Annotated in this window: 21 protein-coding genes; 13 read left to right on the top strand and 8 right to left on the bottom strand. The window is 69.6% G+C overall.

Translation table 11 applies throughout. The annotated features are described in order from the left end of the window. Nucleotides 1-9: 9 nt before the first annotated feature. The 6 genes from AC5JJ2_RS07285 to proS form a co-directional block, all read right to left on the bottom strand. Nucleotides 10-1,341 (bottom strand): hypothetical protein, encoded by a 1,332-nt coding sequence (locus AC5JJ2_RS07285; RefSeq protein ID WP_495857311.1) that lies wholly within the window; start codon nt 1,339-1,341, stop codon nt 10-12. After that, complete coding sequence (locus AC5JJ2_RS07280) at nt 1,338-1,850, bottom strand: hypothetical protein (protein WP_495857310.1); 513 nt, start codon at nt 1,848-1,850, stop codon at nt 1,338-1,340. The genes AC5JJ2_RS07285 and AC5JJ2_RS07280 overlap by 4 nt, the downstream gene beginning before the upstream one ends. Then, on the bottom strand, nt 1,837-2,403 hold the full coding sequence (locus AC5JJ2_RS07275) for an RNA polymerase sigma factor (RefSeq protein WP_495857309.1): 567 nt from the start codon (nt 2,401-2,403) through the stop codon (nt 1,837-1,839). The genes AC5JJ2_RS07280 and AC5JJ2_RS07275 overlap by 14 nt, the downstream gene beginning before the upstream one ends. A gap of 104 nt (nt 2,404-2,507) precedes the next feature. Further along, nucleotides 2,508-2,774 (bottom strand): hypothetical protein, encoded by a 267-nt coding sequence (locus AC5JJ2_RS07270; protein ID WP_495857308.1) that lies wholly within the window; start codon nt 2,772-2,774, stop codon nt 2,508-2,510. Beyond that, on the bottom strand, nt 2,771-3,040 hold the full coding sequence (locus AC5JJ2_RS07265; RefSeq protein WP_495857307.1) for a hypothetical protein: 270 nt from the start codon (nt 3,038-3,040) through the stop codon (nt 2,771-2,773). Before AC5JJ2_RS07265 ends, AC5JJ2_RS07270 begins: the two co-directional genes overlap by 4 nt. 33 nt (nt 3,041-3,073) lie before the next feature. Further along, nucleotides 3,074-4,582 carry a proline--tRNA ligase gene (gene proS, locus AC5JJ2_RS07260; protein ID WP_495857306.1) on the bottom strand — a complete coding sequence of 503 codons (1,509 nt, stop codon included), beginning with the start codon at nt 4,580-4,582 and terminating at the stop codon, nt 3,074-3,076. 122 nt (nt 4,583-4,704) lie between these two features. On the opposite strand from proS, the gene AC5JJ2_RS07255 reads away from it, so the two are divergent. The 7 genes from AC5JJ2_RS07255 to AC5JJ2_RS07225 all read left to right on the top strand — a co-directional run bounded on the left by AC5JJ2_RS07255 (nt 4,705) and on the right by AC5JJ2_RS07225 (nt 9,450). Further along, nucleotides 4,705-4,908 carry a hypothetical protein gene (locus tag AC5JJ2_RS07255; protein WP_495857305.1) on the top strand — a complete coding sequence of 68 codons (204 nt, stop codon included), beginning with the start codon at nt 4,705-4,707 and terminating at the stop codon, nt 4,906-4,908. Continuing rightward, nucleotides 4,893-5,195 (top strand): type II toxin-antitoxin system RelE/ParE family toxin, encoded by a 303-nt coding sequence (locus AC5JJ2_RS07250; RefSeq protein WP_495857304.1) that lies wholly within the window; start codon nt 4,893-4,895, stop codon nt 5,193-5,195. Before AC5JJ2_RS07255 ends, AC5JJ2_RS07250 begins: the two co-directional genes overlap by 16 nt. A 49-nt stretch (nt 5,196-5,244) precedes the next feature. Continuing rightward, a complete protein-coding gene (locus AC5JJ2_RS07245) occupies nt 5,245-6,219 on the top strand; it encodes a type I phosphomannose isomerase catalytic subunit (protein WP_495857303.1) in 975 nt (324 codons plus the stop codon). Between the two features lie 163 nt (nt 6,220-6,382). Further along, nucleotides 6,383-7,090, top strand: a complete 708-nt coding sequence (locus AC5JJ2_RS07240; RefSeq protein WP_495857302.1) for a 5-oxoprolinase subunit PxpA — start codon at nt 6,383-6,385, stop codon at nt 7,088-7,090. Between the two features lie 331 nt (nt 7,091-7,421). Next, entirely contained in the window at nt 7,422-8,159 is a 738-nt protein-coding gene (locus AC5JJ2_RS07235; protein WP_495857301.1) for an alpha/beta hydrolase, read from the top strand. 94 nt (nt 8,160-8,253) lie between these two features. Continuing rightward, nucleotides 8,254-9,006 carry a PIG-L deacetylase family protein gene (locus AC5JJ2_RS07230; protein ID WP_495857300.1) on the top strand — a complete coding sequence of 251 codons (753 nt, stop codon included), beginning with the start codon at nt 8,254-8,256 and terminating at the stop codon, nt 9,004-9,006. 27 nt (nt 9,007-9,033) lie between these two features. Continuing rightward, nucleotides 9,034-9,450: a hypothetical protein gene (locus AC5JJ2_RS07225; RefSeq protein WP_495857299.1), complete on the top strand. Its 417-nt coding sequence runs from the start codon at nt 9,034-9,036 to the stop codon at nt 9,448-9,450. A 3-nt stretch (nt 9,451-9,453) separates the two neighbouring features. Here the strand turns inward: AC5JJ2_RS07225 and AC5JJ2_RS07220 are convergent, their stop codons facing one another. Beyond that, nucleotides 9,454-10,182, bottom strand: a complete 729-nt coding sequence (locus AC5JJ2_RS07220; protein WP_495857298.1) for a DUF4058 family protein — start codon at nt 10,180-10,182, stop codon at nt 9,454-9,456. Nucleotides 10,183-10,258: 76 nt separating this feature from the next. On the opposite strand from AC5JJ2_RS07220, the gene AC5JJ2_RS07215 reads away from it, so the two are divergent. From AC5JJ2_RS07215 to AC5JJ2_RS07195, 5 genes are all read left to right on the top strand, one after another. Beyond that, a complete protein-coding gene (locus tag AC5JJ2_RS07215) occupies nt 10,259-11,311 on the top strand; it encodes a ligase-associated DNA damage response exonuclease (RefSeq protein WP_495857297.1) in 1,053 nt (350 codons plus the stop codon). After that, nucleotides 11,308-12,897 carry an ATP-dependent DNA ligase gene (locus AC5JJ2_RS07210; protein WP_495857296.1) on the top strand — a complete coding sequence of 530 codons (1,590 nt, stop codon included), beginning with the start codon at nt 11,308-11,310 and terminating at the stop codon, nt 12,895-12,897. The genes AC5JJ2_RS07215 and AC5JJ2_RS07210 overlap by 4 nt, the downstream gene beginning before the upstream one ends. A 149-nt stretch (nt 12,898-13,046) precedes the next feature. Then, the gene (locus tag AC5JJ2_RS07205; protein WP_495857295.1) at nt 13,047-15,521 is read left to right on the top strand and encodes a ligase-associated DNA damage response DEXH box helicase; all 2,475 of its coding nucleotides are present in this window, start codon (nt 13,047-13,049) and stop codon (nt 15,519-15,521) included. Further along, nucleotides 15,518-16,150 (top strand): ligase-associated DNA damage response endonuclease PdeM, encoded by a 633-nt coding sequence (pdeM, locus tag AC5JJ2_RS07200; RefSeq protein WP_495857294.1) that lies wholly within the window; start codon nt 15,518-15,520, stop codon nt 16,148-16,150. The genes AC5JJ2_RS07205 and pdeM overlap by 4 nt, the downstream gene beginning before the upstream one ends. Nucleotides 16,151-16,839: 689 nt before the next feature. Further along, complete coding sequence (locus tag AC5JJ2_RS07195) at nt 16,840-18,255, top strand: TFIIB-type zinc ribbon-containing protein (protein WP_495857293.1); 1,416 nt, start codon at nt 16,840-16,842, stop codon at nt 18,253-18,255. A 121-nt stretch (nt 18,256-18,376) separates the two neighbouring features. On the opposite strand, the gene AC5JJ2_RS07190 is transcribed toward AC5JJ2_RS07195, so the two are convergent. After that, the gene (locus AC5JJ2_RS07190; protein ID WP_495857292.1) at nt 18,377-19,765 is read right to left on the bottom strand and encodes a sulfatase family protein; all 1,389 of its coding nucleotides are present in this window, start codon (nt 19,763-19,765) and stop codon (nt 18,377-18,379) included. A gap of 184 nt (nt 19,766-19,949) precedes the next feature. On the opposite strand from AC5JJ2_RS07190, the gene AC5JJ2_RS07185 reads away from it, so the two are divergent. Then, nucleotides 19,950-20,939: an NAD-dependent epimerase/dehydratase family protein gene (locus tag AC5JJ2_RS07185; RefSeq protein WP_495857291.1), complete on the top strand. Its 990-nt coding sequence runs from the start codon at nt 19,950-19,952 to the stop codon at nt 20,937-20,939. The last annotated feature ends 219 nt before the right edge of the window (nt 20,940-21,158 follow it).

Below are 21,158 nucleotides of genomic sequence, written 5' to 3'. Positions count from 1 at the left end.
TAGGTACGGTTACTTCTTCACCCCCGTCATCCCGACCGTTTCCACCGTCACGCCCTTGCGGAAGTCGGCCGCGGACAGCTTCTCGGCCGCGTCCAGGTGGGCCTTCTTCGCCGTCAGGATGATCTTCGCCGGGACCGGCGGGCCGGCCGAACCCGACGGCTTCGCGTCCGTCCCGGTTACCCGGATTTGGATGTTCTTGGCCAGGTCCAACGCCCGCTTCGCCTCGTCCAGGTTGCCGGCCCCGATGTGCGCCTGGGCCAGCGACTTGTAAGCACTGGTTACGCCCGTGCGCAGCTCCTTGACCGCGGCCGCCACGTCGTCCTCCTTCATCCCCTTCGGGAAGTCCCCCTTCACCGCGGCAACCGTGGTCACCATGTCCGGATAGCGGGCCAGGGCCGTCTGGTACGCCTTGACCGCGTCGGCGTGCTTCCCTTGCTTGAGGTGCAGGTCGCCGAGGACGATTTGCTTCGCCTCGTCCGGCGTGAACCCCAACCGCGTGCCGGTCGGGGCCGACGGCGTCCACAGGTTCGGGTCGGCCATCGTGCCGGTGGCGCGGTCGTGGGCCGGGCCGGAAACGCCGTCGTAGGTGACGACCACGCTCACCGCCTCGTCGGCCGTCAGGTGGCGGAGGTGGCGGCCGTTCGCGGCCAGCACCTTCGTGACCGTCTCCGTCAGGTTGCCGGGGGCGCACATGACGGCCAGGTTCGGCTTGCCGCCGTCCGCGTCCGCCTTCGGCGGCACGCCGCGGAGTTCGTCGCGGGCCTTCTCCCAGTCCGTCTGCGGCTTCGCCAGGGTCGCGGCCGCGGCCAGGTCGAATTTTGCCACGGCATCCCAGGTGTGACACTTCTGGCAGGTTACCCCCAGGGCGAGCGTCTTCTCGTGCGGCGGTAGGGCGTCGCGCGAATGCCCGGACACGCGGATCGTGTACGCGACGCCGTGGCCCTTGAGGTAAACGCCGTCGAACGACTCGGCCGACGGGCCGGCCGCGTGTTGGGTCGCCCAGTGGTAAGTGAGCGCGAGGTTCGACCCGGCCGTCGGGTTGCCGGTCGTCGCGTCGAAGACCGCCGAGTACGGCATCGGGGTTCCGCCGGTGTGGACCGCGGCCGTCTGCTTCCGCGGGAAGCCGAACGATTTGTTCAACAGCAGCCGCAGGACTTCCACGTCCTCCGTCATCTCCGCGGCCTTCGTGACGGCGGCCGCCCGCCGCTCTGCCAACAACTGCGATTCCGAGACGGCCGGCGGCAGGTCCGTGGTTGTCGGCGGCGCGCCCTTGTCCTGGCCGACGAGCGGCAGGGCGACCAGCACGACGAGAACGGCCGTGGCAAACTTGAACGCGGTCATCGGTTCGTCTCCTTCCGCGAGGACTGGTGGAGGATGTACAGGGCGTCGGTCGTGTTCTTCGCCTCCGTCCACCGGCTGTCGGAGAGCGACCGCAGTTCGCCGACCTGTTTCGCCAGCGTGCGGAGGGCCAGCCGTTGCTTCTCGTCCCGCTCGCTCACGTCGGCGGCGACGGTCAAGAGCAGGTCGTTGATCTCGGTCAGCTTCGCGTCCAGCTTCGCCGTGTCCGGCGGCTCCGGCACGGGGGCGGCTTCGAGCTTCGCCAGCCGCGCCCGCAGTTGGTCGAGGTCCGTCGGCGGTTCCGGCCGCGTCCCGCCGAGGCCGACGGCCAGCAGCACGCCGGCCGCGAGGCTCGCGCTCGCGCCCGCGGCCCACTTCCAGAACCGGGCCGCGGCCTTCTGTCGTTCGACTTCCTTCCCCAGGATCGCGGCCACGTCCACCAGCGGCAGGTCCGGCGACGGGAGTGCGTCGAGCAGGCGGCGAACGTCCGGCGGGATGTCATCGGTGTTCATCGTGGTCCTCCGGCGCGTACCCGGCGAGTCGGTCGGCCAGCTGGCGGAGGGCGACGCCGAACCGGGACTTCAGCGTGCTCGCCGGAACGTCCAGCGTGCGGGCCATGTCCTCGAAGCTGAACCCCTCGTAGTGCCGCAGCACGACGACCTCTTGCAGCGGCGGCGGCAGCGCGTTCAGGGCGGCCGTCACCTTCGCGACCGCCTCGTTCCGCTCGGCCCACCCGTCGGCCGACGGCTCGAGGCACGCGAGTTCGGCCTCCGGGTACGGCTCCGTGGGCCGCTTCGCCCGCCGGGCCGCGTCGCGGGCGGCGTTCAGGGCGACGCGGTACAGCCACGTCCCGAAGTGCCCGCGGTCGCGGTACGTGTGCCGGGCGAGGTAGACGCGGGTGAACACGTCCTGCGTCAGGTCGCGGGCCGTCTCGGCGGACCGCGTCATGCGGAACAGGAAGCGGCCGATCTTGGCCTCCCAGGCGCGCACGAGTTCGGCGAACGCGGCGGGGTCGCCCTGCTGCCACCGGCGGATCGTCTCAGCGCGCGGCTCGTCGGCCCCCATCCCACCTCCGGGCCACCGGGATGCTACCTGTCCTAACGCGAGAACGGCGGGAAGTGACGAAGGGAAAGTGAGGCGATCTGTTCAGGCGGGGGAATTATTGCGTCTCATCCGCGACGCCGCCTTGCCGGGGCGACGGCCATGACGAGGACCGTCATCGCGTCCGCGTCCACCTGGTAGTAGACGCCGAGCAGGTCGCCGTACCAAAGTCGATCCCTCCCGCCGCGGGATTCGCCCAGGTCGCCGGGTATCCGCCGAAGCCCGTAGTCGATCCAGACGGAGGCTTGGCGGAACGAGTCGCGGTCGGGGGCCGCCTGTTCGAGGCGGTGCAACTCGGCGACGGCCGAGGCCGTCCATCGAACGATGTACGTCATTCCCAACCCAACCGCTTCTTCACTTCCTCGAACGTGTAACTCGGCTCGGCCGCCCGGCGGTCGAGTTCCTCGCGGGTCAAGGTCGGGTCCCACGGCACGAGTGGGGCGTTCGGGTCCGGCTCACCCTGCGGATAGATTTTCGCCAACGACCGACCGGACTCGTCGCAGATTTCGACGTTCTGCCCCTTCGCTCGAAGCTCGGGCAACAGCTTCTCGAGATCGGCGAGCGTGCCGATCTTCTCCCCGCCGACGTAGAGTTCAGCCATAACTGTTCCTCCTCAACCGGGATTATAGCCGACTCAATACGCCCGTGCGAACACCACCCGCTTCGCGCTCGGCCGGCCGGTCACCATGCACGCCCCCGGCGTCGGGTCGCCGTCGAAGGGCATGCACCGGATCGTCGCTTTCGTTTCCTCCTGAATCTTTAGCTCGGTTTCGCACGTGCCGTCCCAGTGCGCCCAGATGAAGCCGGGCTGCTCGATCAGCTCCTTGAACTCGGCGTAGCTGTTCGCCGTGCGGGTCGTCGATTCGCGGTAGCTTTTCGCCTTCTCGAACAAAGATTTTTGGATGTCCCGCAGCAGCGCGTTGATGTGCTGCGCCGCCTCCGTGAGGAGGATGCCGAACTTCTTCCCGTCCTTGCCGGGCACGTCGCGGCGGGCGACGGCGCACGCCGACTTCTCCAGGTCCTTCGGCCCGATCTCCACCCGCACCGGCACGCCGCGGAGTTCGTACTCCGCGTACCGGAAGCCGGGCTGCTTGTCGAACATCGTGTCGATCTTCACGCTGATCGGCTCGTACCCGAAGAAGTCGTCCCGCGGCAACTCCCGCAACTCCTTCGCCAGCTTCTCGGCGGCGGCGATGCACGGGCCGCGCTCCGCGTCGTTGCGGCCGAGCGGGCAGACGACGACGTGCAGCGGCGCGAGCCGCGGCGGCACGACCAGGCCGTTGTCGTCCGAGTGCGTCATGATGAGGCCGCCGATCAGCCGCGTGCTGACGCCCCAGCTCGTCGCCCAGGCGTGCTCGACCTTGTTGTCCACGTTCGTGAACGTCACGTCGAACGCCTTCGCGAAGTTCTGGCCGAGGAAGTGGCTCGTCCCGGCCTGCAGCGCCTTGCCGTCCTGCATCAGCGCCTCGATGCAGAGCGTGTACACCGCGCCGGGGAACTTCTGCCCGTCCGACTTCGGCCCGACGAGCACCGGCATCGCCATGAACTCCTCGGCGAACTGCTGGTACACCCGCACCATCCGCAGCGTCTCCTCCTCGGCCTCCTTCGCGGTGGCGTGGGCCGTGTGCCCCTCCTGCCACAGGAACTCGGCCGTGCGGAGGAACAGCCGCGTCCGCATCTCCCACCGGACGACGTTGCACCACTGGTTGATGAGCAGCGGCAGGTCGCGGTAGCTCTGAATCCAGTTCTTGTACGTCTTCCAGATGATCGTCTCGGAGGTCGGCCGGACGATGAGCGGTTCCTCCAGCTTCGCCGCCGGATCGACGGCGAGCGGCTGCCCCTTCTCGGCCTTGAGCCGGTAGTGCGTGACGACGGCGCACTCCTTGGCGAACCCCTCGGCCATCTCCTCTTCCTTGGCGAGGTAGCTCATGGGGATGAAGAGGGGGAAGTAGGCGTTGACGTGGCCGGTGTCCTTGAACAGCCGGTCGAGGCCGCGCTGCATCTTCTCCCAGAGGGCGTACCCGGTCGGCTTGATGACCATGCACCCGCGGACGTCGGAGTTGTCCGCGAGGCCGGCCTCCTGGACGACGTCGAGGTACCACTGGGGGTAGTCCTTGCCGCGCGGCGTGATCTTCTCGGCCATGATTCGGTTGTCCTGAACACGAGGCTGTTGGAAGGGATAGTTATAGGACCGCGTCGGTTCGGTTGCGGCCGGTCGGCGGTCGCGGTAAACTCACGGGAACGGAATTCCGTCGGGAGATGTTCATGTCGGCCCTTGCCAACACGACCGAGAAGCAGATCGCGCTCGACGCGCTGGACCGCCTGCCCGCCACGGCGACGCTCGAAGAGATGATCGAGGAGCTGGCGATCCTGGCGGCCATCCGCCGCGGCGAAGCGGCGGCCGACGCCGGCCGCGTCGTCTCGCACGCGGAGGTCGAACGGAGGTCGGCGCTGTGGACTTCCAAGTAGTCTGGACCGAACCCGCGCTGGATCAGTTCGAGGAAGCGGTCCGGTACGCCGCGACCGAAAGCCCGGCCTGGGCGGAGAAGTTACGGGCGGAACTGCTGGAAACCGTCGCCACGTTGGCGAGACTCCCCTTCCTCGGGCCGGTTTACGAACGCGACCGGCGGGGCCGGACCCGCGAAGTCATGTGCCAGATGTACCGCGTTTTCTACCGCGTCGATGAACCCGCCGCGCGGGTCGAGGTATTGTCCGTCTGGCACGCCGCCCGCCCCGAACCGCGACTGCCCCGCTGATGCCGATTTCGCGTTCCCCTTTTCGACCCGTCGTGTTAAACCACCCCTCATGAAGAACCCCTACCCGCTCCAGTTCGAACCGATCTTCAAGACCATGCTCTGGGGCGGCGCGCGGTTGCGGCCGTTCCTCGGGAAGCCGCCGGCCGACGAGCCGACCGGCGAGGCGTGGGTGCTGTCGGACGTGGACGGCAGCCCCAGCCGCGTCAGCAACGGGCCGCTCGCCGGGGCGACGCTCCGCGAGCTGCTCGCCGCCGACGCGCCGGGCATCCTCGGCGACGCGAAGCTGTCCAACGGCCGGTTCCCGTTGCTGCTCAAGTTCCTCGACGCGAAGCAAGAGTTGTCCGTGCAGGTTCACCCGACCGACGAACAGGCGGCGGCGAAGAAGCCGGGGGCGCTCGGCAAGACGGAGGCGTGGGTCGTGCTGGACGCGAACCCGAAGACGAGCAAGCTGTACGCCGGGTTCCGCCCCGGCGTGACGGCCGACGGGTTCCGGGCCGCGATGGCGGGCAAGACGACGCCCGAGACGCTGCACACGTTCGTGCCGAAGCCCGGCGACTGCGTGTTCCTGGAGGCGGGCACGGTCCACGCCATCGGGCGGGACTTGATGCTGTTCGAGGTGCAGCAGACCAGCGACATCACGTACCGGCTGTACGACTGGGACCGGGTGGACGCGAAAACCGGCCGGCCGCGGGAACTGCACGTCGAGGACGGGCTCGCGTGCTCGAACTTCGCGCTCGGCCCGTGCGACCCGGTGACGCCGGTGAAGGACGGGGAGCGGGATCGGCTGGTGAGCTGCCGGTACTTCACGCTGCACCACCGGCACGAGACGAAGCGGTTCACCGTCGGCGAGAAGGGGAAGTGCCGACTGCTCGTGGTGCTGGAGGCGGACGGGCGGTCGGAGATCGAGTGGGAGGACGTGACCGGCCTCCGCAGCGGCGACGTGTTCCTGCTGCCGGCGAGTTTGGACGAGTGCTCGATCCTGCCGGCCGGCCGCGTGCGCGTGCTGGAGATCGGGTTAACCTGACTTCCGAAGTCCGGCTTCGACTTCGGAAGTCGATCCCCCGCAGAGGCGTTCGCGGCAACGGCAACCGCCCCTCCGCCCGTTCGACTTCCGAAGTCGAAGCCGGACTTCGGAAGTCAGGTGTTTCACATCTTGCGCATCTTCCGCGCCTGACTACCATTTCCCCATGCGGATCGACCTGAACGCGGACCTCGGCGAAGGGGCCGGCACCGACGCCGACCTGCTGCCGCTCGTGTCGTCCGCGAACGTCAGCTGCGGGTTCCACGCCGGCGACGCCGACACCGTTCGCGCGACGCTGGAGCTGGCCGCCCAGCACGGCGTCACCGTCGGGGCGCACCCCGGCTACGCGGACCGCGAGCACTTCGGCCGCCGGGAACTCGCCCTCACGGACAAGCAGGTCGCCACGCTCCTGATCCACCAGTTGGGCGCGATCGTCGGGTTGTCGCGAATCTGCCGGTCGGTCGTGCGGTACCTGAAGCCGCACGGGGCGCTGTACAACCAGGCGTGCCGCGACCCGGCCTACGCGAAGCCGGTCGCCGCGGCCGCGTTCCTGTACGGGCTGTCGCTCGTCGGGCTGCCGGGGTCGGAGTTGGAAAAGGCGGCCGCGGCGGTCGGGCTGCCGTTCGTGCCGGAGGGGTTCGCCGACCGGCGGTACCGGCCCGACGGGTCGCTCGTGCCGCGGGCCGAGCCGGACGCGCTGATCCGCGACCCGAAGGACGCGGTCGAGCAGGTCGAGTGGCTGATCCGCGACCGCGGCGTGCGGACCGTCTGCGTCCACGGCGACACGCCGGACGCGGTCGCGTTCGTGCGGGCCGTGCGGACCAGTTTGGAGGCCCGCGGGCACGAGATTTGCGCACACACGGGGTGTGCCTGACGGGCAGTTTCGCGACCCGATTTCGATCGTTCGACGAAACGATTCCGCCCGATTTTCAAGCAAAAACCGCGCGCTTGCGCAGGCGCAAAAGGTTGCCCACTCCAGTGCAGTCCCTTTATCCGGCGCAACCGGCCGGGGATTCGGTAAAAATGACCCGTTTGGCTCAAGTCTCGACTAGGATCGCGTTGACCGCGCTCTACCGTCAACGTAGACTTCCGCGATTGAACCCGAATCGCCTCGCAGTCACCATCCCGACGACCGCCGCTCGGACGACCCCCTCGCCGACCGCCGGCCCCAACCGTCGGGAAATTTCTAGGGAAATAGGTAGCCCATGCCGGACATGAACCACTGGCGGACGGATCGCCTCGTCGAGGGGGATGATCTCGCGGCCGAACCGATGCTCGGCCTGCCGATCCGGACGCTCCTCCCCGAGTCCTACGAACCCGGTTACGCGTACCCGCTGCTCGTGCTGTTCCACGGCCGCGGCGGGAACGAGGAACAGGTTCTGCGGATCGCGCCGAAGATTTCGACCCAGAACTTCATCTACCTCAGCCTCCGCGGGCCGGAGCCGTTGGGCCGTCGGCCGAGCGGGCAGCGGGGGTTCGGGTGGAAGCACGCGAGCGCCGACGAGATGTTCGGCGAGTACGTGCGGCTGGCCGTCGAGCTGACCCGGCGGACGTACCACATCCACTCGGAGCGGGTCTACCTCGTCGGCGTGAACGAAGGCGCGGACGCCGCGTACCGGGCCGGGTTCGCCCTGGCCGGGAAGGTGGCGGGTGTGGTCGCCCTGAACGGGACGATGCCGCGGCCGGCGGACGGGCGGCCGGTCTTCAACATGGCCGACGCCCGGCAGATGAAGGTGTTCCTCGGCCAGAGCCTGAACAACCCGGCGGCCGACCCGTCCGGGATGGCGCAGGACTACACGGCCCTGTACGCGGCCGGGGCGGACGTGCGGTTCTTCGAGTACGCGAACGCGACGAAGCTGCACGCCGGGATGCTCCGGGACATCAACCGGTGGGTCGTCGGCGCGGTGAACGCCGAGCACGACCTGTACGCCGTGCGGGACTAGGGCAGGGTCTGGGGTATGGGGTCTAGGGTCTGGGGGTAAAACCCCGGACCCTTTTTGCTTTACCCCAGACCCCAAACCCCATACCCCAGACCCCATGAACAGAGTCATTCTTGCCGTCCTCGCCCACCCGGACGACGCCGAGTTCCTGTGCGGCGGCACGCTCGTGCGGCTGATGCGGGAGCACGGGTGGGCGGCCCACGTCGCGACGATGACGGCCGGCGACTGCGGGTCGGCCGAGCACCCGCCGGAGGAAATCGCCCGCATCCGTCGTGCGGAGGGGGCGGCCGCGGCGACGGCCATCGGCGCGACGTACCACTGCCTGGAGGAGCTGGACCTGCGGGTGGTGTACAGCGACGAGACGGTCGAGAAGGTGGTGCGGCTGATTAACCAGGTGAAGGCGGACGTGGTGCTGACGCACAGCCCGGACGACTACCACTTGGATCACGAGCAGACGAGCAAGGTCGTCCGGGCCGCGACGTTCGCCGCGCCGATCCCGAACTTCCTGCACGGCCGCCACGTGCACCCGCCGATCCCGCACATCCCGCACCTGTACTACTGCGACCCGCTGGAGGGCAAGGACGCATTCGGGAACGCGATCCCGCCGTCGTTCCGGATCGACATCTCGGGCGCGATCGACGACAAGGGGCGGATGCTGGAGTGCCACGAGAGCCAGCGGGCGTGGCTGCGGCACCACCACGGCGTGGACAGCCTCGTGCAGTCGATGCGGGACTGGGCCGCCGCGCAGGCGAGTGGCCGCGGCGTGGCGTTCGCCGAGGGCTACCGCCAGCACCTGGGGCACAGCTACCCGCAGGGGAATTTGCTGGGCGAGCTGCTGAAGACGGTGTAACCTCGCGGGCACACCGAGGGCCGTCCGATGCAACTGCCCGGCAAGCCGTGCGCGATCTGCGACCAACCGATCTCCGGCCGCTCCGACGGCGAGTTCTGCTACCGGTGCGGCGTCCCGGTCCACCGGCGGTGCATGCCGGCCGAGCGGGTGGAAGCAGCGGACCGCTGCCCCGTGTGCGGGGCGGACCGCGCGGCGGTCAAGACCTGGGAGGGGAAACGCGACGCGGCGGCCGGCCGGAGCCTGTGGGCGGACGGGGCGTCCCTGTCGCGACACGCCCTCGGGCTGATCGGGTTGGGCGGCCTCCTCTTCTGTTGGTCGAACCTCGTCGGCCTCGTCTTCATCGGGATCGGCGTGGCCGTATTCCTCGCCGGGTGGCGGCAGCGAAAGCTCGCCCGCCGCCTGATTCCCGCGGGCCACGGGCAACCCGACCGCCCGGCCGAGTGACGGTCATTTCGCCGGCTCGACCAGCTCCCGGATCGGTTCCGGCGACACGGCCCACGTGGCTAGGTACGTCGTTTCGAGCGGCACCTGGATGTACTCGCTCGCGCCGAGGAACAGCGGCATGTCCGGCAGCGCGTCGCCGACCGCGACCGGCTCGATGTACGCGGTGAGCGTCGGCCGCGCGACGTAGCTCACGAGCGTCAGCGGCTTGTCGGCCGGCGGGTCGAACGGCACGTCCTCGAACTCGTCCCAGATGGCCTTGTGGATGCCCTTCGGGTCACGCACCGTCGGCGGGAACAGATCGACGACCAGCAAGTTGATGTCGTGCGTCAGCGCAGCGACCGCGTGTCGCACGAACGCCTCCCAACGATACCGACTCCTCTTCTCTTGCGGGGAAACGATCGTGATCCCGGCGACAACGACGTGCGTGTCGGCGTCGCGGATCGAGATGACCCGGTTGGCGTACTCGACAACATCACGCCGTGCGACCAGCCGCGTTCCGGGTTCATCTTGTTCAATCGTCGTGTTGTGACGCCGAAGTCGGGTTTCTTCCGACTCCTCCGGCTCTGGCATGTCCAAGAAGCCCGGAGGGGGTCGCAGCTCGAGCGTCTCGCTCAGGGCGAAATGAGTCTTCGGGAGGCGGTCGTTCAACCGCCGGGACAGTTCCGCGACCCAACCCAGATGGAAGTCGTGGAACACGTAGTCCGGCACGCGGGTCCAGTCGTGGATCGGCATCGTTACCTCCCTCGCCCGAAGTATACTCCGCCCGGAGAAGTTCGCCCCTGGAACCGCCCGCCGCGGACCACCTAGAATGGGACGCCGCCCGCGCGAGGTTCCGTTGCGTTCCCCCTTGGTTGAACTCACCGACGACGGCCTGTACTGCCCGGCCGGGCGGTTCCACATCGACCCCTGGAAGCCCGTGCCGCGGGCCGTTGTGACGCACGCCCACGCCGACCACGCCCGCTGGGGGTGCGGATCGTACCTCGCCGCCGAACCCGGCCGCCACCTGCTGAACGTCCGCCTCGGCTCGCCGAACCTCGCCACCCTCCGCTACGGCGAGCAGCTCGACCACAACGGCGTCATCGTCTCGTTCCACCCGGCCGGGCACGTCCTCGGCTCGGCGCAGATTCGACTGGAGCATAAGGGTGAAGTTTGGGTCGTCAGCGGCGACTACAAGCTCGACCCGGACCCGACGTGTACGCCGTTCGAGCCGGTCCGCTGCCACACGTTCATCACCGAATCGACGTTCGGCCTGCCGGTCTACCGGTGGGACCCGTCCGAGGCGCTGTTCGCCGAGATCAACGGCTGGTGGCGGGCGAACCGCGACGCCGGGCTGGCGAGCGTCATCTTCGCGTACGCGCTGGGGAAGGCGCAGCGCGTCCTCGCGGGCGTCGATCCGTCCATCGGGCCGATCTACACGCACGGGGCGGTCGAGAAGCTGACCGCGGCGTACCGCGAGAGCGGCGTGCCGCTGCCGGCGACGCTGCCGGTCGGCGAGTCGGTCCGCGGGGGCAAGAAGGCGTGGGCCGGGGCGCTCGTCCTCGCGCCGCCGTCGGCCGACGGGTCGCCGTGGATGAAGAAGTTCGAGCCGGCCTCGACCGCGATGGCGTCCGGCTGGATGCGGGTCCGTGGGGCGCGGCGGCGGCGGGCGCTCGACCGCGGGTTCGTCCTGTCCGATCACGCCGACTGGCCGGGCCTGCTGACGGCCGTGCGGGAGACCGGGGCCGAGCGGGTGCTGGCCACGCACGGGTTCGCGGCGGTTCTGGCCCGCTGGTTGCGGGACCACGGGACGAGCGCCGATGTGATCGCCACCCGGTTCGGCGACGAGGAAGATCCGCTGCCGCCGGAGGGCACGCCGCCGTGAAGGCGTTCGCCGACCTGTTCGCGGAACTGGACCAGACGACCCGCACCGGCCGGAAGGTCGAGGCACTGGCCCGCTACTTCGCCGCCGTGCCGCCGGCGGACGCGGCGTGGGCGGTCTACTTCCTCAGCGGCCGCAAGCCCCGGCAGGCGGTCCCGTCGAAGCGGTTGCGCGAGTGGGCGCGGGAGCTGGCGGACATCCCGGAGTGGCTGTTCGACGAGTGCTACCACAGCGTCGGCGACGTGGCCGAGACGATGGCCCTGCTGCTGCCGACGGCCGAGGCGAGTTCCAACCGGCCGCTCGCCGAATGGGTGGAAGAGAGGTTGCTTCCGCTCCGCGATCTTCCGGAGGCAGAACAGAAGGCGTCCGTCCTGGCGGCGTGGGCGGAACTCGACACGCGGCAGCGGTTCGTCTGGAACAAGCTCATCACCGGCGAGTTCCGCGTCGGTGTCTCGCAGCTCCTCGTCACCCGCGCCGTCGCGAAGGTGGCGACCCTCGATTCTGACGTGATCGCGCATCGCCTCATGGGTCACTGGGAGCCGACGGCCGCGTTCTACGCGGCGCTCACCGCCCCGGACGCGGCCGACGCGGAGAAGAGTCGGCCGTACCCGTTCTTCCTCGCGCACCCGATCGAGGGCGACCCGGCGGCGCTCGGTCCCCCGGACGAGTGGCAGGCCGAGTGGAAGTGGGACGGCATCCGGTCGCAGGTCGTCCGCCGCGGCGGGCAGGCGTTCGTCTGGTCCCGCGGCGAGGAACTCGTCACCGACCGCTACCCGGAGTTGGTCACGATGGCCGACCGACTGCCGGACGGGACGGTGATCGACGGCGAAATCCTGCCGTGGAAGGCCGGGGCCGTGCGGCCGTTCGCCGACCTGCAGAAGCGGATCGGCCGCAAGACCGTCGGCAAGAAGCTGCTCGCCGACGTGCCGGTCGTCGTCATGGCCTACGACCTGATCGAGTTCGCCGGCGCGGACCTACGCGACCGGCCGCTGTCGGAACGGCGCGGGACGTTGGAAGAACTCGTCCGCGCAGTCGATCATCCCGCGCTGGTGCTATCGCCGCGGATCGCGTTCGAGAGTTGGACCTCCCTGGCGGTGGAGCGGGAAGCGAGCCGGACCCGCGGGGTCGAGGGAATGATGCTGAAGCGCCGGGCGTCGCCGTACCGCGTCGGCCGGGTCCGCGGCGACTGGTGGAAGTGGAAGGTCGAGCCGTACACGGTGGACGCCGTGCTGATCTACGCCCAGCAAGGGCACGGCAAACGGAGCGGGCTGTTCACCGACTACACGTTCGGCGTGTGGGACGCCGGCGCGCTCGTCCCGTTCGCGAAGGCGTACAGCGGGCTGACGGACGCGGAGATCGCGCGGGTCGATGCGTTCGTGCGGCGGAACACGCTCGAAAAGTTCGGCCCGGTCCGCACGGTGACGCCGGAGCTGGTGTTCGAGCTGGGGTTCGAGGGCATCCAGCGCTCGACCCGGCACAAGTCCGGGGTGGCCGTCCGGTTCCCGCGGATGCTGCGATGGCGGACGGACAAGAAGCCGCAGGACGCGGACACGCTGGACCGGGCGAAGGCGCTGTTGCCGCCGGGGTGAACCCTGACTTCCGAAGTCCGGCTTCGACTTCGGAAGTCGAGCGCGGCCAGTACGCATTCGGGTGGGAAGGAGCGCTTCGGCGCGGGATCGACTTCCGAAGTCGAAGCCGGACTTCGGAAGTCAGGGCGTTGATTCCTCCGAGAATTCCGGTGACCAGAACCCGCTCAAAATCCCTGCCGCCCCCGGCCCCGCTCTCCGTCGCGGCGTGGATGGCGGCGCGCGGGTGGTCGCCGTTTCCGTTCCAGGAAGAAGTCTGGGCCGCGTACCGCGGCGGCGAGAGCGGCCTCATCCACTCCGCCACCGGCACGGGCAAGACCTACGCCGCGTTCCTCGGCCCCGTCCTCGAAGCCCTCGCCGAGCCATCGACCGTCACGCCGCCGCTCCGCGTCCTGTGGCTCACGCCGCTGCGGGCGCTCTCCACTGACACCGCACTGTCACTCGAAGCCCCGCTGAACTCCCTTGGCCTGAACTGGACCGTCGGCGTCCGCACCGGCGACACGTCGTCGTCCGCCCGCGCCAAACAGCGGAAGCAGCTCCCGACGGTCCTCGTGACCACGCCGGAGAGCCTGTCGCTGCTGCTGACGCACCCGGACGCCCGCGAGAAGTTTGCCGGGCTGCGGTGCGTCGTCGTGGACGAGTGGCACGAACTCCTCGGCTCCAAGCGGGGCGTCCTGACGGAACTCGCCCTCGCCCGGCTACGGTCGTTCCAGCCGGCCCTCCGCACCTGGGGCCTGTCCGCCACGCTCGGCAATTTGGACGTTGCCCTCGAAACACTCCTCGGCGCGAGCCGTCCCGGCCGCGTCGTCCGCGGGCACGTCCCGAAGCCGGTCGCCATCGACAGCGTCATCCCGCCGAAGATCGACCGCTTCCCGTGGGCCGGCCACCTCGGCCTACGGCTGCTCCCGGAGGTGATCGCGGCCGTCGAAGAGAGTCGCTCCGTCCTGCTGTTCACGAACACGCGGTCGCACACGGAGATTTGGTATCAGGCGCTCCTCGCCGCGCGGCCGGACTGGGCCGGGGTCATCGCGCTGCACCACGGGTCGCTCGACCGCAAGACGCGGGACTGGGTGGAAGACCAACTGCGGCTCGGCACGTTGCGGTGCGTCGTCTGCACGTCCAGCCTCGACCTCGGCGTCGATTTCGCCCCGGTGGACCGCGTGTTGCAAGTCGGCAGCCCGAAGGGCGTGGCGCGGCTGCTCCAGCGGGCCGGGCGGAGCGGCCACCAGCCGGGGACGACGAGCCGGGTGACGTGCGTGCCGACGAACGCGCTGGAGCTGATCGAGGTCGCGGCCGTGCGGGCGGCCGTCGCCCGCGGCGAGATCGAGGGCCGCGAGCCGGTGGCGAAGCCGCTCGACGTGCTGGCCCAACACGCCGTCAGCTCCGCCGTCGCCGGCGGGTTCCGGGCCGAAGAACTGCTCGCGGAGGTGCGGACGACGCGGGCCTACAAGGACCTGTCGGACGCGGAGTGGGAGTGGGTTCTCGACTTCGTTACCCGCGGCGGCGAGGCGCTGCGGGCGTACCCGGAGTACCGCCGCGTGGTGTTCGACGGCGACCGGTTCACCGTGCCGGACGAGCGGACGGCGCGGCGGCATCGGATGTCCGTCGGCACGATCACGAGTGACGCCACGATCGAGGTCCGGTTCCTCCGCGGCGGCCGGCTGGGGTCGGTGGAGGAATCGTTCGCGGCGAAGCTAAAACAGGGCGACCGGTTCACGTTCGCCGGGCGGGTGCTCGAGTTCGTCCGCATCCACCAGATGACGGTGTTGGTCCGCCGCACCACGCGGCCGGCGAACACCGTGCCGCGCTGGTCCGGCGGCCGCATCCCGCTGTCCGGGGCGCTCGCCGCGTCCTTCCGCCGGCAGCTCGACGCCGCGAGCCGTGGCGTCTTCGCCGAGCCGGAGATGGCTGCCGTTCGCCCGATCCTGGGCGTGCAGGCCCGGTGGTCGCGGGTGCCGCGGCTGCACGAACTGCTCGTCGAGACGCTGACGACGCGGGCCGGGCGACACCTGTTCCTCTACCCGTTCGAGGGGCGGCTCGTCCACGAGGGCCTCGCGGCCGTGCTCGCGCTGCGGCTCGCCCGATTGCGGCCGCAGACGTTCACCCTCGCGGCCAGCGACTACGGGCTGGAACTCGTTTCCCCGGACCCCATCGACCTCGACTCGGCGAGTTTGAAGCAGATACTTTCGCCCAACGGGCTGGCCGCCGACGTGACGGAATCGCTGAACGCGGCGGAGCTGGCGAAGCGGCAGTTTCGGGAGGTCGCCCGCGTCGCCGGCCTCGTGTCGCCGGGGCTGCCGAACGCCGGCCGCACGGCGAAGCAACTCCAGGCGTCCAGCGGCCTCTTCTACGACGTGTTCCGCGAGTACGACCCGCAGAACCTGCTCCTATTCCAGGCGCGGCAGGAGGTGCTCGACCGGCAGTTGGAATTCGACCGCCTGCGGACGGCCCTCGTGCGGATCGCGGACAGCGAGCTGGTCATCGCGGACCTCGACCGGCCGTCGCCGTTGGCGTTCCCGCTGCTCGTGGACCGGATGCGGGAGTCCGTGTCGTCCGAGACGCTGGCCGACCGGGTGAAGCGGATGGCCGCCGCCCTCGAACGCCAGGCGGGGGAGGACGCGGCGTGATCGTCGAAGTCGCGGGCGAGGAGGTCGAGCTGCGGGCGGACCGGTCGCTGTTCTGGCCGCGCCGGCGGACGCTGATCGTCGCGGACCTGCACTTCGGCAAGGCCGACACGTTCCGGGCCGCGGCCGTGCCCGTCCCCGGCGGCGCGGACGAAACGCTGGCGCGGCTCGACCGGGCGGTCGACGCGACGGCCGCGGAGCGGCTCGTCGTCCTCGGCGACTTCTGGCACGCCCGCCCCGGCCGGACGCCGCAACTCGTCAACGAGTTGTCCGCGTGGCGGCGGGCGCGGGCCGCGCTGGAAGTCGTCCTGGTCCGCGGGAACCACGACGCGGCCGGCCCGCCGCCGTGGGCCGACGCGTGGCCCGGCGAAACAGCAGACCCGCCGTTCGCGTTCGCGCACTACCCGGACGAATCCCCCGCCGGGTACGTGCTGGCCGGCCACCTGCACCCCGGCGTCCGGCTCGGCGGGCCGGGCCGCCAGAGCGTCCGGCTGCCGTGCTTCTGGCTCCGCGACCGGTCCGCGGTGCTGCCGGCGTTCGGCTCCTTCACCGGCTCGGCCGCCGTCGCCCCGACGCCAGGGGACCGCGTGTTCGCCATTGCGGACGCCGAGGTGATTCGCATCCCGACGTGAGGGGATTGAACTTCGGGTCGTCGGGGGAAACCGCTCACTTCTGAAGGTTCTCTCACGCCTTACCGTGTCCGCCCACCTGTCGGGATTTTTGGGGCACATGTCGGAGGCGACGACAGGTTTTTCGGGACGCGCCGCGGCGAGCCGATCGAGAATTGAGAACGCAAGCAGTTCGCCATAAACAATTTGCGATCATTCGGGCAAAAATTCTTTTCGCCGGCACTCCTCGTGCTTCTTAGGTCCATCATTCGAGTCGCCCACTCGAACTCGCCCTCGCCCAGGATCGCCCGCAGTCGCCCGAATCGCCCAACGGTTCGCCCGACCGTCGCCCACGCCCAGCAGTCGCCCTCGCCCGAGAGCTGCCCAGGCTCGATGTTCGCCCGCAGTTGAGTTCGCCCGGTTTTTTCTCGCCCGAGTTCGCCCTCATTCGCTTGGCGGGTGTTCCCCAGCACCCGGCCAAACCTTCGCCCCGAACCACCGCTTATGCTCCGTTCGCCCCGGAGCGACGCCCCTTGCCGGGTCGTCCGGACGCCCACCCGGACGGCCCGGTTCTTTTTTCCCGTCCGGACCGGTCGCGGGTTTTAATAATTTCGACCGCTTCTCACAATCTGCACGTCTCGACCGGGGTTCGTCCGCTAGTCTAGAATAACCCGCCCGCTCGCTACCGCCCGGCGATTCGAGACCGCCACGTCATGACTGCGCTTACGTTCGCCTGCCCGAAGTGTGGCCGCCGCATGGGCGTCGGCTTCGACATGGCCGGCAAGCCGGTCCGCTGCCCGCATTGCCGACAGGTCGTGACCGCCCCCGCCCCCGCCGGCCGGGCGGTCGGCGGGCCGCCGGACACGCCGTCCCAGCACCGGGTCAAGCACACGCCGCCGGAGGCCGCGGCCCCCGCCCCCAGCGACTACCCGATGCCGAAGTCCCCGCGGCCGCCGCGGCCGGAGGGGGCCGAGAGCATCTTCGGCGAGCCCGAGCACGACGAGGACAGCCTGTTCTCGTCCCAGCCGCCGCGGCCGCAACTGCGGCCAGAGCTGCCGGAGCCGTCGTCCGGCAAGATCGACTTCCCGGCCCGGCCCGAATCCGGCCCCGAGGGGATGCAGTCCACCGACGAGTTGAAGGCCGGCGACGTCGTCCGGCCGATCCTCGGCCCGCCGACGCCGTTCATCAAGAAGGACCTGTCGCAGCCGGACTTCGCGCTGTTCCCGAAGGCGGACGCCCCGTCCGTGGCCCCGCCACCGCCGCCACCGCCACCGGTGTTCCCGCCCCCGGCCAAGCCGGAGGAGGCGGCCAACCCGTGGGCGAAGCTGCCGCCGGCGGACCTGCCGCTGTCCGCGTCGTCGGCGTCCGGCAAGAAGCTCGGCTTCCCGCCCGAGCCGTCGCGCCGAGGCCGGCTCTTCTGGGTGCTCGTCGGCTACGCGGTGTTGATGACGGTGCTCGCCGCGTGGGGCTGGCTGCTCGGCCGGCCGCACCCGTTGTCGGTCGTCCCGGACTTCTTCGGCCAGTACCGGCAGGCGGAGCGGAAGAAGGTGTCCGCGCTGCCGGTGGACGCGAACCAGCCGATCCCGGCCGCCCTGCGGGTGAAGCTGGGGCAGCGGCTCGCGGTCGGCGACCTGGAATTCGAGCCGGTGGCCGTCGAGGAGCGGAAGACAGAGTGGAAGGGGGACGGCGACTGGAAGCGGCACTTGGAGTGCCTGGTGTTGACGGTCCGCGTGCGGAACCGGTCGGCCGGGGTGTCGTTCCACCCGCTCGACCCGGCGTACAACCGGTACGCGACGGTCGCCGGCGAGCCGCCGCTGACCGGCGTGGTCGTCGGCGGCGAGCGGTTCCCCGGCGGGCCGATCCCGTGGCCGTTCGTGCAAGGGCGGGAGTTCGTGCTCGGCCAGGAGCAGGACGACGCGCCGCTCGAGCCGGGCCAGGAGCGGACGACGGTGATCCCGGCCATCGACGGCGAAAAGGGGAAGAAGCTGATGCAGCTGGTCCGGGCGGCGACCGGGCCGGTGCTGTGGCAGGTCCACGTCCGCCGCGGGCTGATCGAGTATCGGGGCGAGGACGTGTCCGTCGGCGCGGTGATCGGCGTCGAGTTCGACGCGGGCCAGGTCAAACATTAAGAATGGCCCGCAGATGACGCAGACTTCGACGCAGATGAAAACCGGATAAAGCAAGAAATTAAATCTTTGGTGTTGATCCTCTTCATCTGCGTCGAAGTCTGCGTCATCTGCGGGCCATTTTTCACTTCGCCCCCAACTCCGTTCGCAGCTTCTCCAGCTTCGCCTTCATCTCGTCCGCCGTCGCCTTGTGCTTCGGCCGGTTCGCCAGGTTCTCCTTCTCGTCCGGGTCGGCCTGCAGGTCGTACAGCTCGAACTCCTCGCGGAACTTGAACGGCGGCTCGTAGTAGTGGATGAACTTGTACTTCTCGGTCCGCACGCCGCGGTGCTTGTTCACGTTGTGCGACGGGTCCGGGAACTCGTGGTACTCGTAGTACCACGCATCCCGCCACGGCTTCGCGTTGTCCGCCTTCGGCTCCGCGACCAACTGCGTCACGCTCCGGCCGTGCATCTCGTTCGGGTACGGGAGGTTGGCGAAGTTCAGCACCGTCGGCGCTACGTCCACGTTCAGCACCATCCCCGTCGGCGTCTGCCCGGCCTTCACCGACTTCGGGTGGCGGATCAGCATCGGCACGCGGATGGACACCTCGTGCATGAACCGCTTGTCGAACCGCTGCCACTCGCCGAGGAAGAACCCGTTGTCCGACGTGTACATCACCATCGTGTCGTCGGCGGCCTTCAGCTCGTCGAGCGCGGCCAGCACCTTGCCGACGTTGTCGTCCACGCCGGTGATGCACCGGCAGTAGTCGCGGATCATCTCCTCGTAGTTCTTCGTGTCCGGGTACTGGCCGAACATGTTCGCGGCCTGGAGAAACGCCCGCGGCTTGCCCTGGCCCGGATCGTCCCACAGGGCCGGCTTCTTCACGGCCGCGTCCTTGTACAGCTCCTTGTGGCGGGCCGGCGGGTTCCACTGCCGGTGCGGGGCCTTGAAGAACAGGAACAGCGCGAACGGCTTCTCCCCGCGGTCCTTCTTCATCCACTTGACCGCGTGGTCCGTGGTGATGTCGTCCATCCACCCCTCGTAGGGCTTGTCCGGGCCGAGTTTGCCGTCCGGCCCCGTCTCGGCGATGCGGGCGTTCGTGTAGTTCCCCTGGCCGGTGAACCCGAAGTAGTAGTCCCACGCCTTCTCGCGGAAGTGCCCCGGCACGTGCGACTTGCCGACGAACGCGACCTCGTACCCGTTGGCCTTGAGGATGTCCGGCATCCAGACGGCCTGCGGGTTGAGCTTCGACCCCATGTTGTCGAGGACGCCGTTGGCGTGCGAGTACAGCCCGGTCATCATCGTCGCCCGGCTGGGGGCGCACAAGGCGTTCGTGACGAAGGCGTTCTTGAAGTGCGCTCCTTCCCGGCCGATGCGGTCCATGTTCGGCGTCTTGAGGAAGGGGTGGCCGGCGAGGCTCATGAAGTCGGCCCGCTGGTCGTCGGTCATCATGACGACGACGTTCGGCCGTTTCGCGGCGGCGGCCGGAGTTGCGGCGAGCAGCAAGGCTGCGAGGGGAATCAGGTGGCGCATGGCGGGACCCGTGGGAAAGGAGCGTGGGCACAGTATCGGCGAAGGGCTGGCGGATGGCAACGGCGCACATAGTAGTAGGCACACGCCGTGTGCCGTCTCCTCGGCGTGTCGGCGGGTTCGTCCGAGTCGCCGCGGCCGACAGGAGACGGCACACGGCGTGTGCCTGCTACTTTGAGGCTTCACCGTGGCCACGTACCTCATCACCGGCGCGACCGGGTTCGTCGGCAGCCACGTCGCCGACCGCGCGAAGGCCCGCGGCTACGCCGTCCGCGCCCTCGCCCGGCCGACCGCCGACCTGACGCACCTCAAGTCGCTCGACGCGGAAATCATCCCCGGCGACGTGACCGACCCGGCCGCCGTCGCGAAGGCCGTCGAGGGCGTGGATGTGATCGTCCACGCCGCCGCGAAGGTCGGCGACTGGGGACCGGCCGACGAGTACCGCGCCGTCAACGTCGAGGGGCTTCGCAACCTGCTCGAAGCGGTCCGCGGCAAGCCGCTGAAGCGGTTCGTCCACGTCTCCAGCCTCGGCGTGTACGCGGCCCGCCACCACCACGGCACGGACGAGGGCGAACCGCTGCCGGACCACCACATCGACGGGTACACGCAGTCGAAGGTCGAGAGCGAGAAGCTGGCCCTCGAATACGTCCGCAAGCACAACCTTCCCATCACCGTCCTCCGCCCCGGCTTCGTGTACGGCCCCCGCGACCGGTCGGTGCTCCCCCGCTTGGCCGAGCGGCTGAAGGAGCGGAGCATCATCTACATCGCCGGCGGCCGGTACGCGCTGAACACCACCTACGTCGGCAACATCGCGGACGCCTGCTTCCTGGCCGCCGAGAACGACGCGGCCGTCGGCGAAGTCTTCAACATCACGGACGGCGAGTTCGTGTCGAAGCGGCAGTTCTTCGAGGCGGTCGCGGACGGGCTGGGGCTGCCGCGGCCGAAGCTGTCGATCCCGCTGTGGCTGGCCTGGCGGCTGGCGGCGTGGCGGGAGCGGGTGTTCCGGCGGCGGAACAAGCCGCACCCGCCGCGGATCACGCAGGCGACGCTGAAGTTCGCCGGGCTGAACCTCGACTTCAGCATCGCGAAGGCCCGCACGGTGCTCGGGTACGAGCCGAAGGTGCATTTCGCCGAGGGCATGGCGCTGGCGCTCGAATCGTTCAAGGCGGCCGTTTAGCCGCGACCCGGAGGCTTTGCCGAGGGGAGTGCGAGCGCCCGACTTCCGAAGTCCGGCTTCGACTTCGGAAGTCGAACGGGCGGAGGAGCGTATGCCGGCCCCGTGAACGCTCCGGCGAGCGCCCGACTTCCAGCCGGACTTCGGAAGTCTAGGTCTTCTTCCCGCGCGCCCATGTCCCGGATTCGTGCGTGCCCCGCGCTCCCCTCCGCCGAGCCTCCG

The organism is Limnoglobus sp. (genome assembly GCF_059499385.1).
Note: the sequence above shows the minus strand (reverse complement) of the source record. Positions and strands in the feature narration are given on the sequence as shown.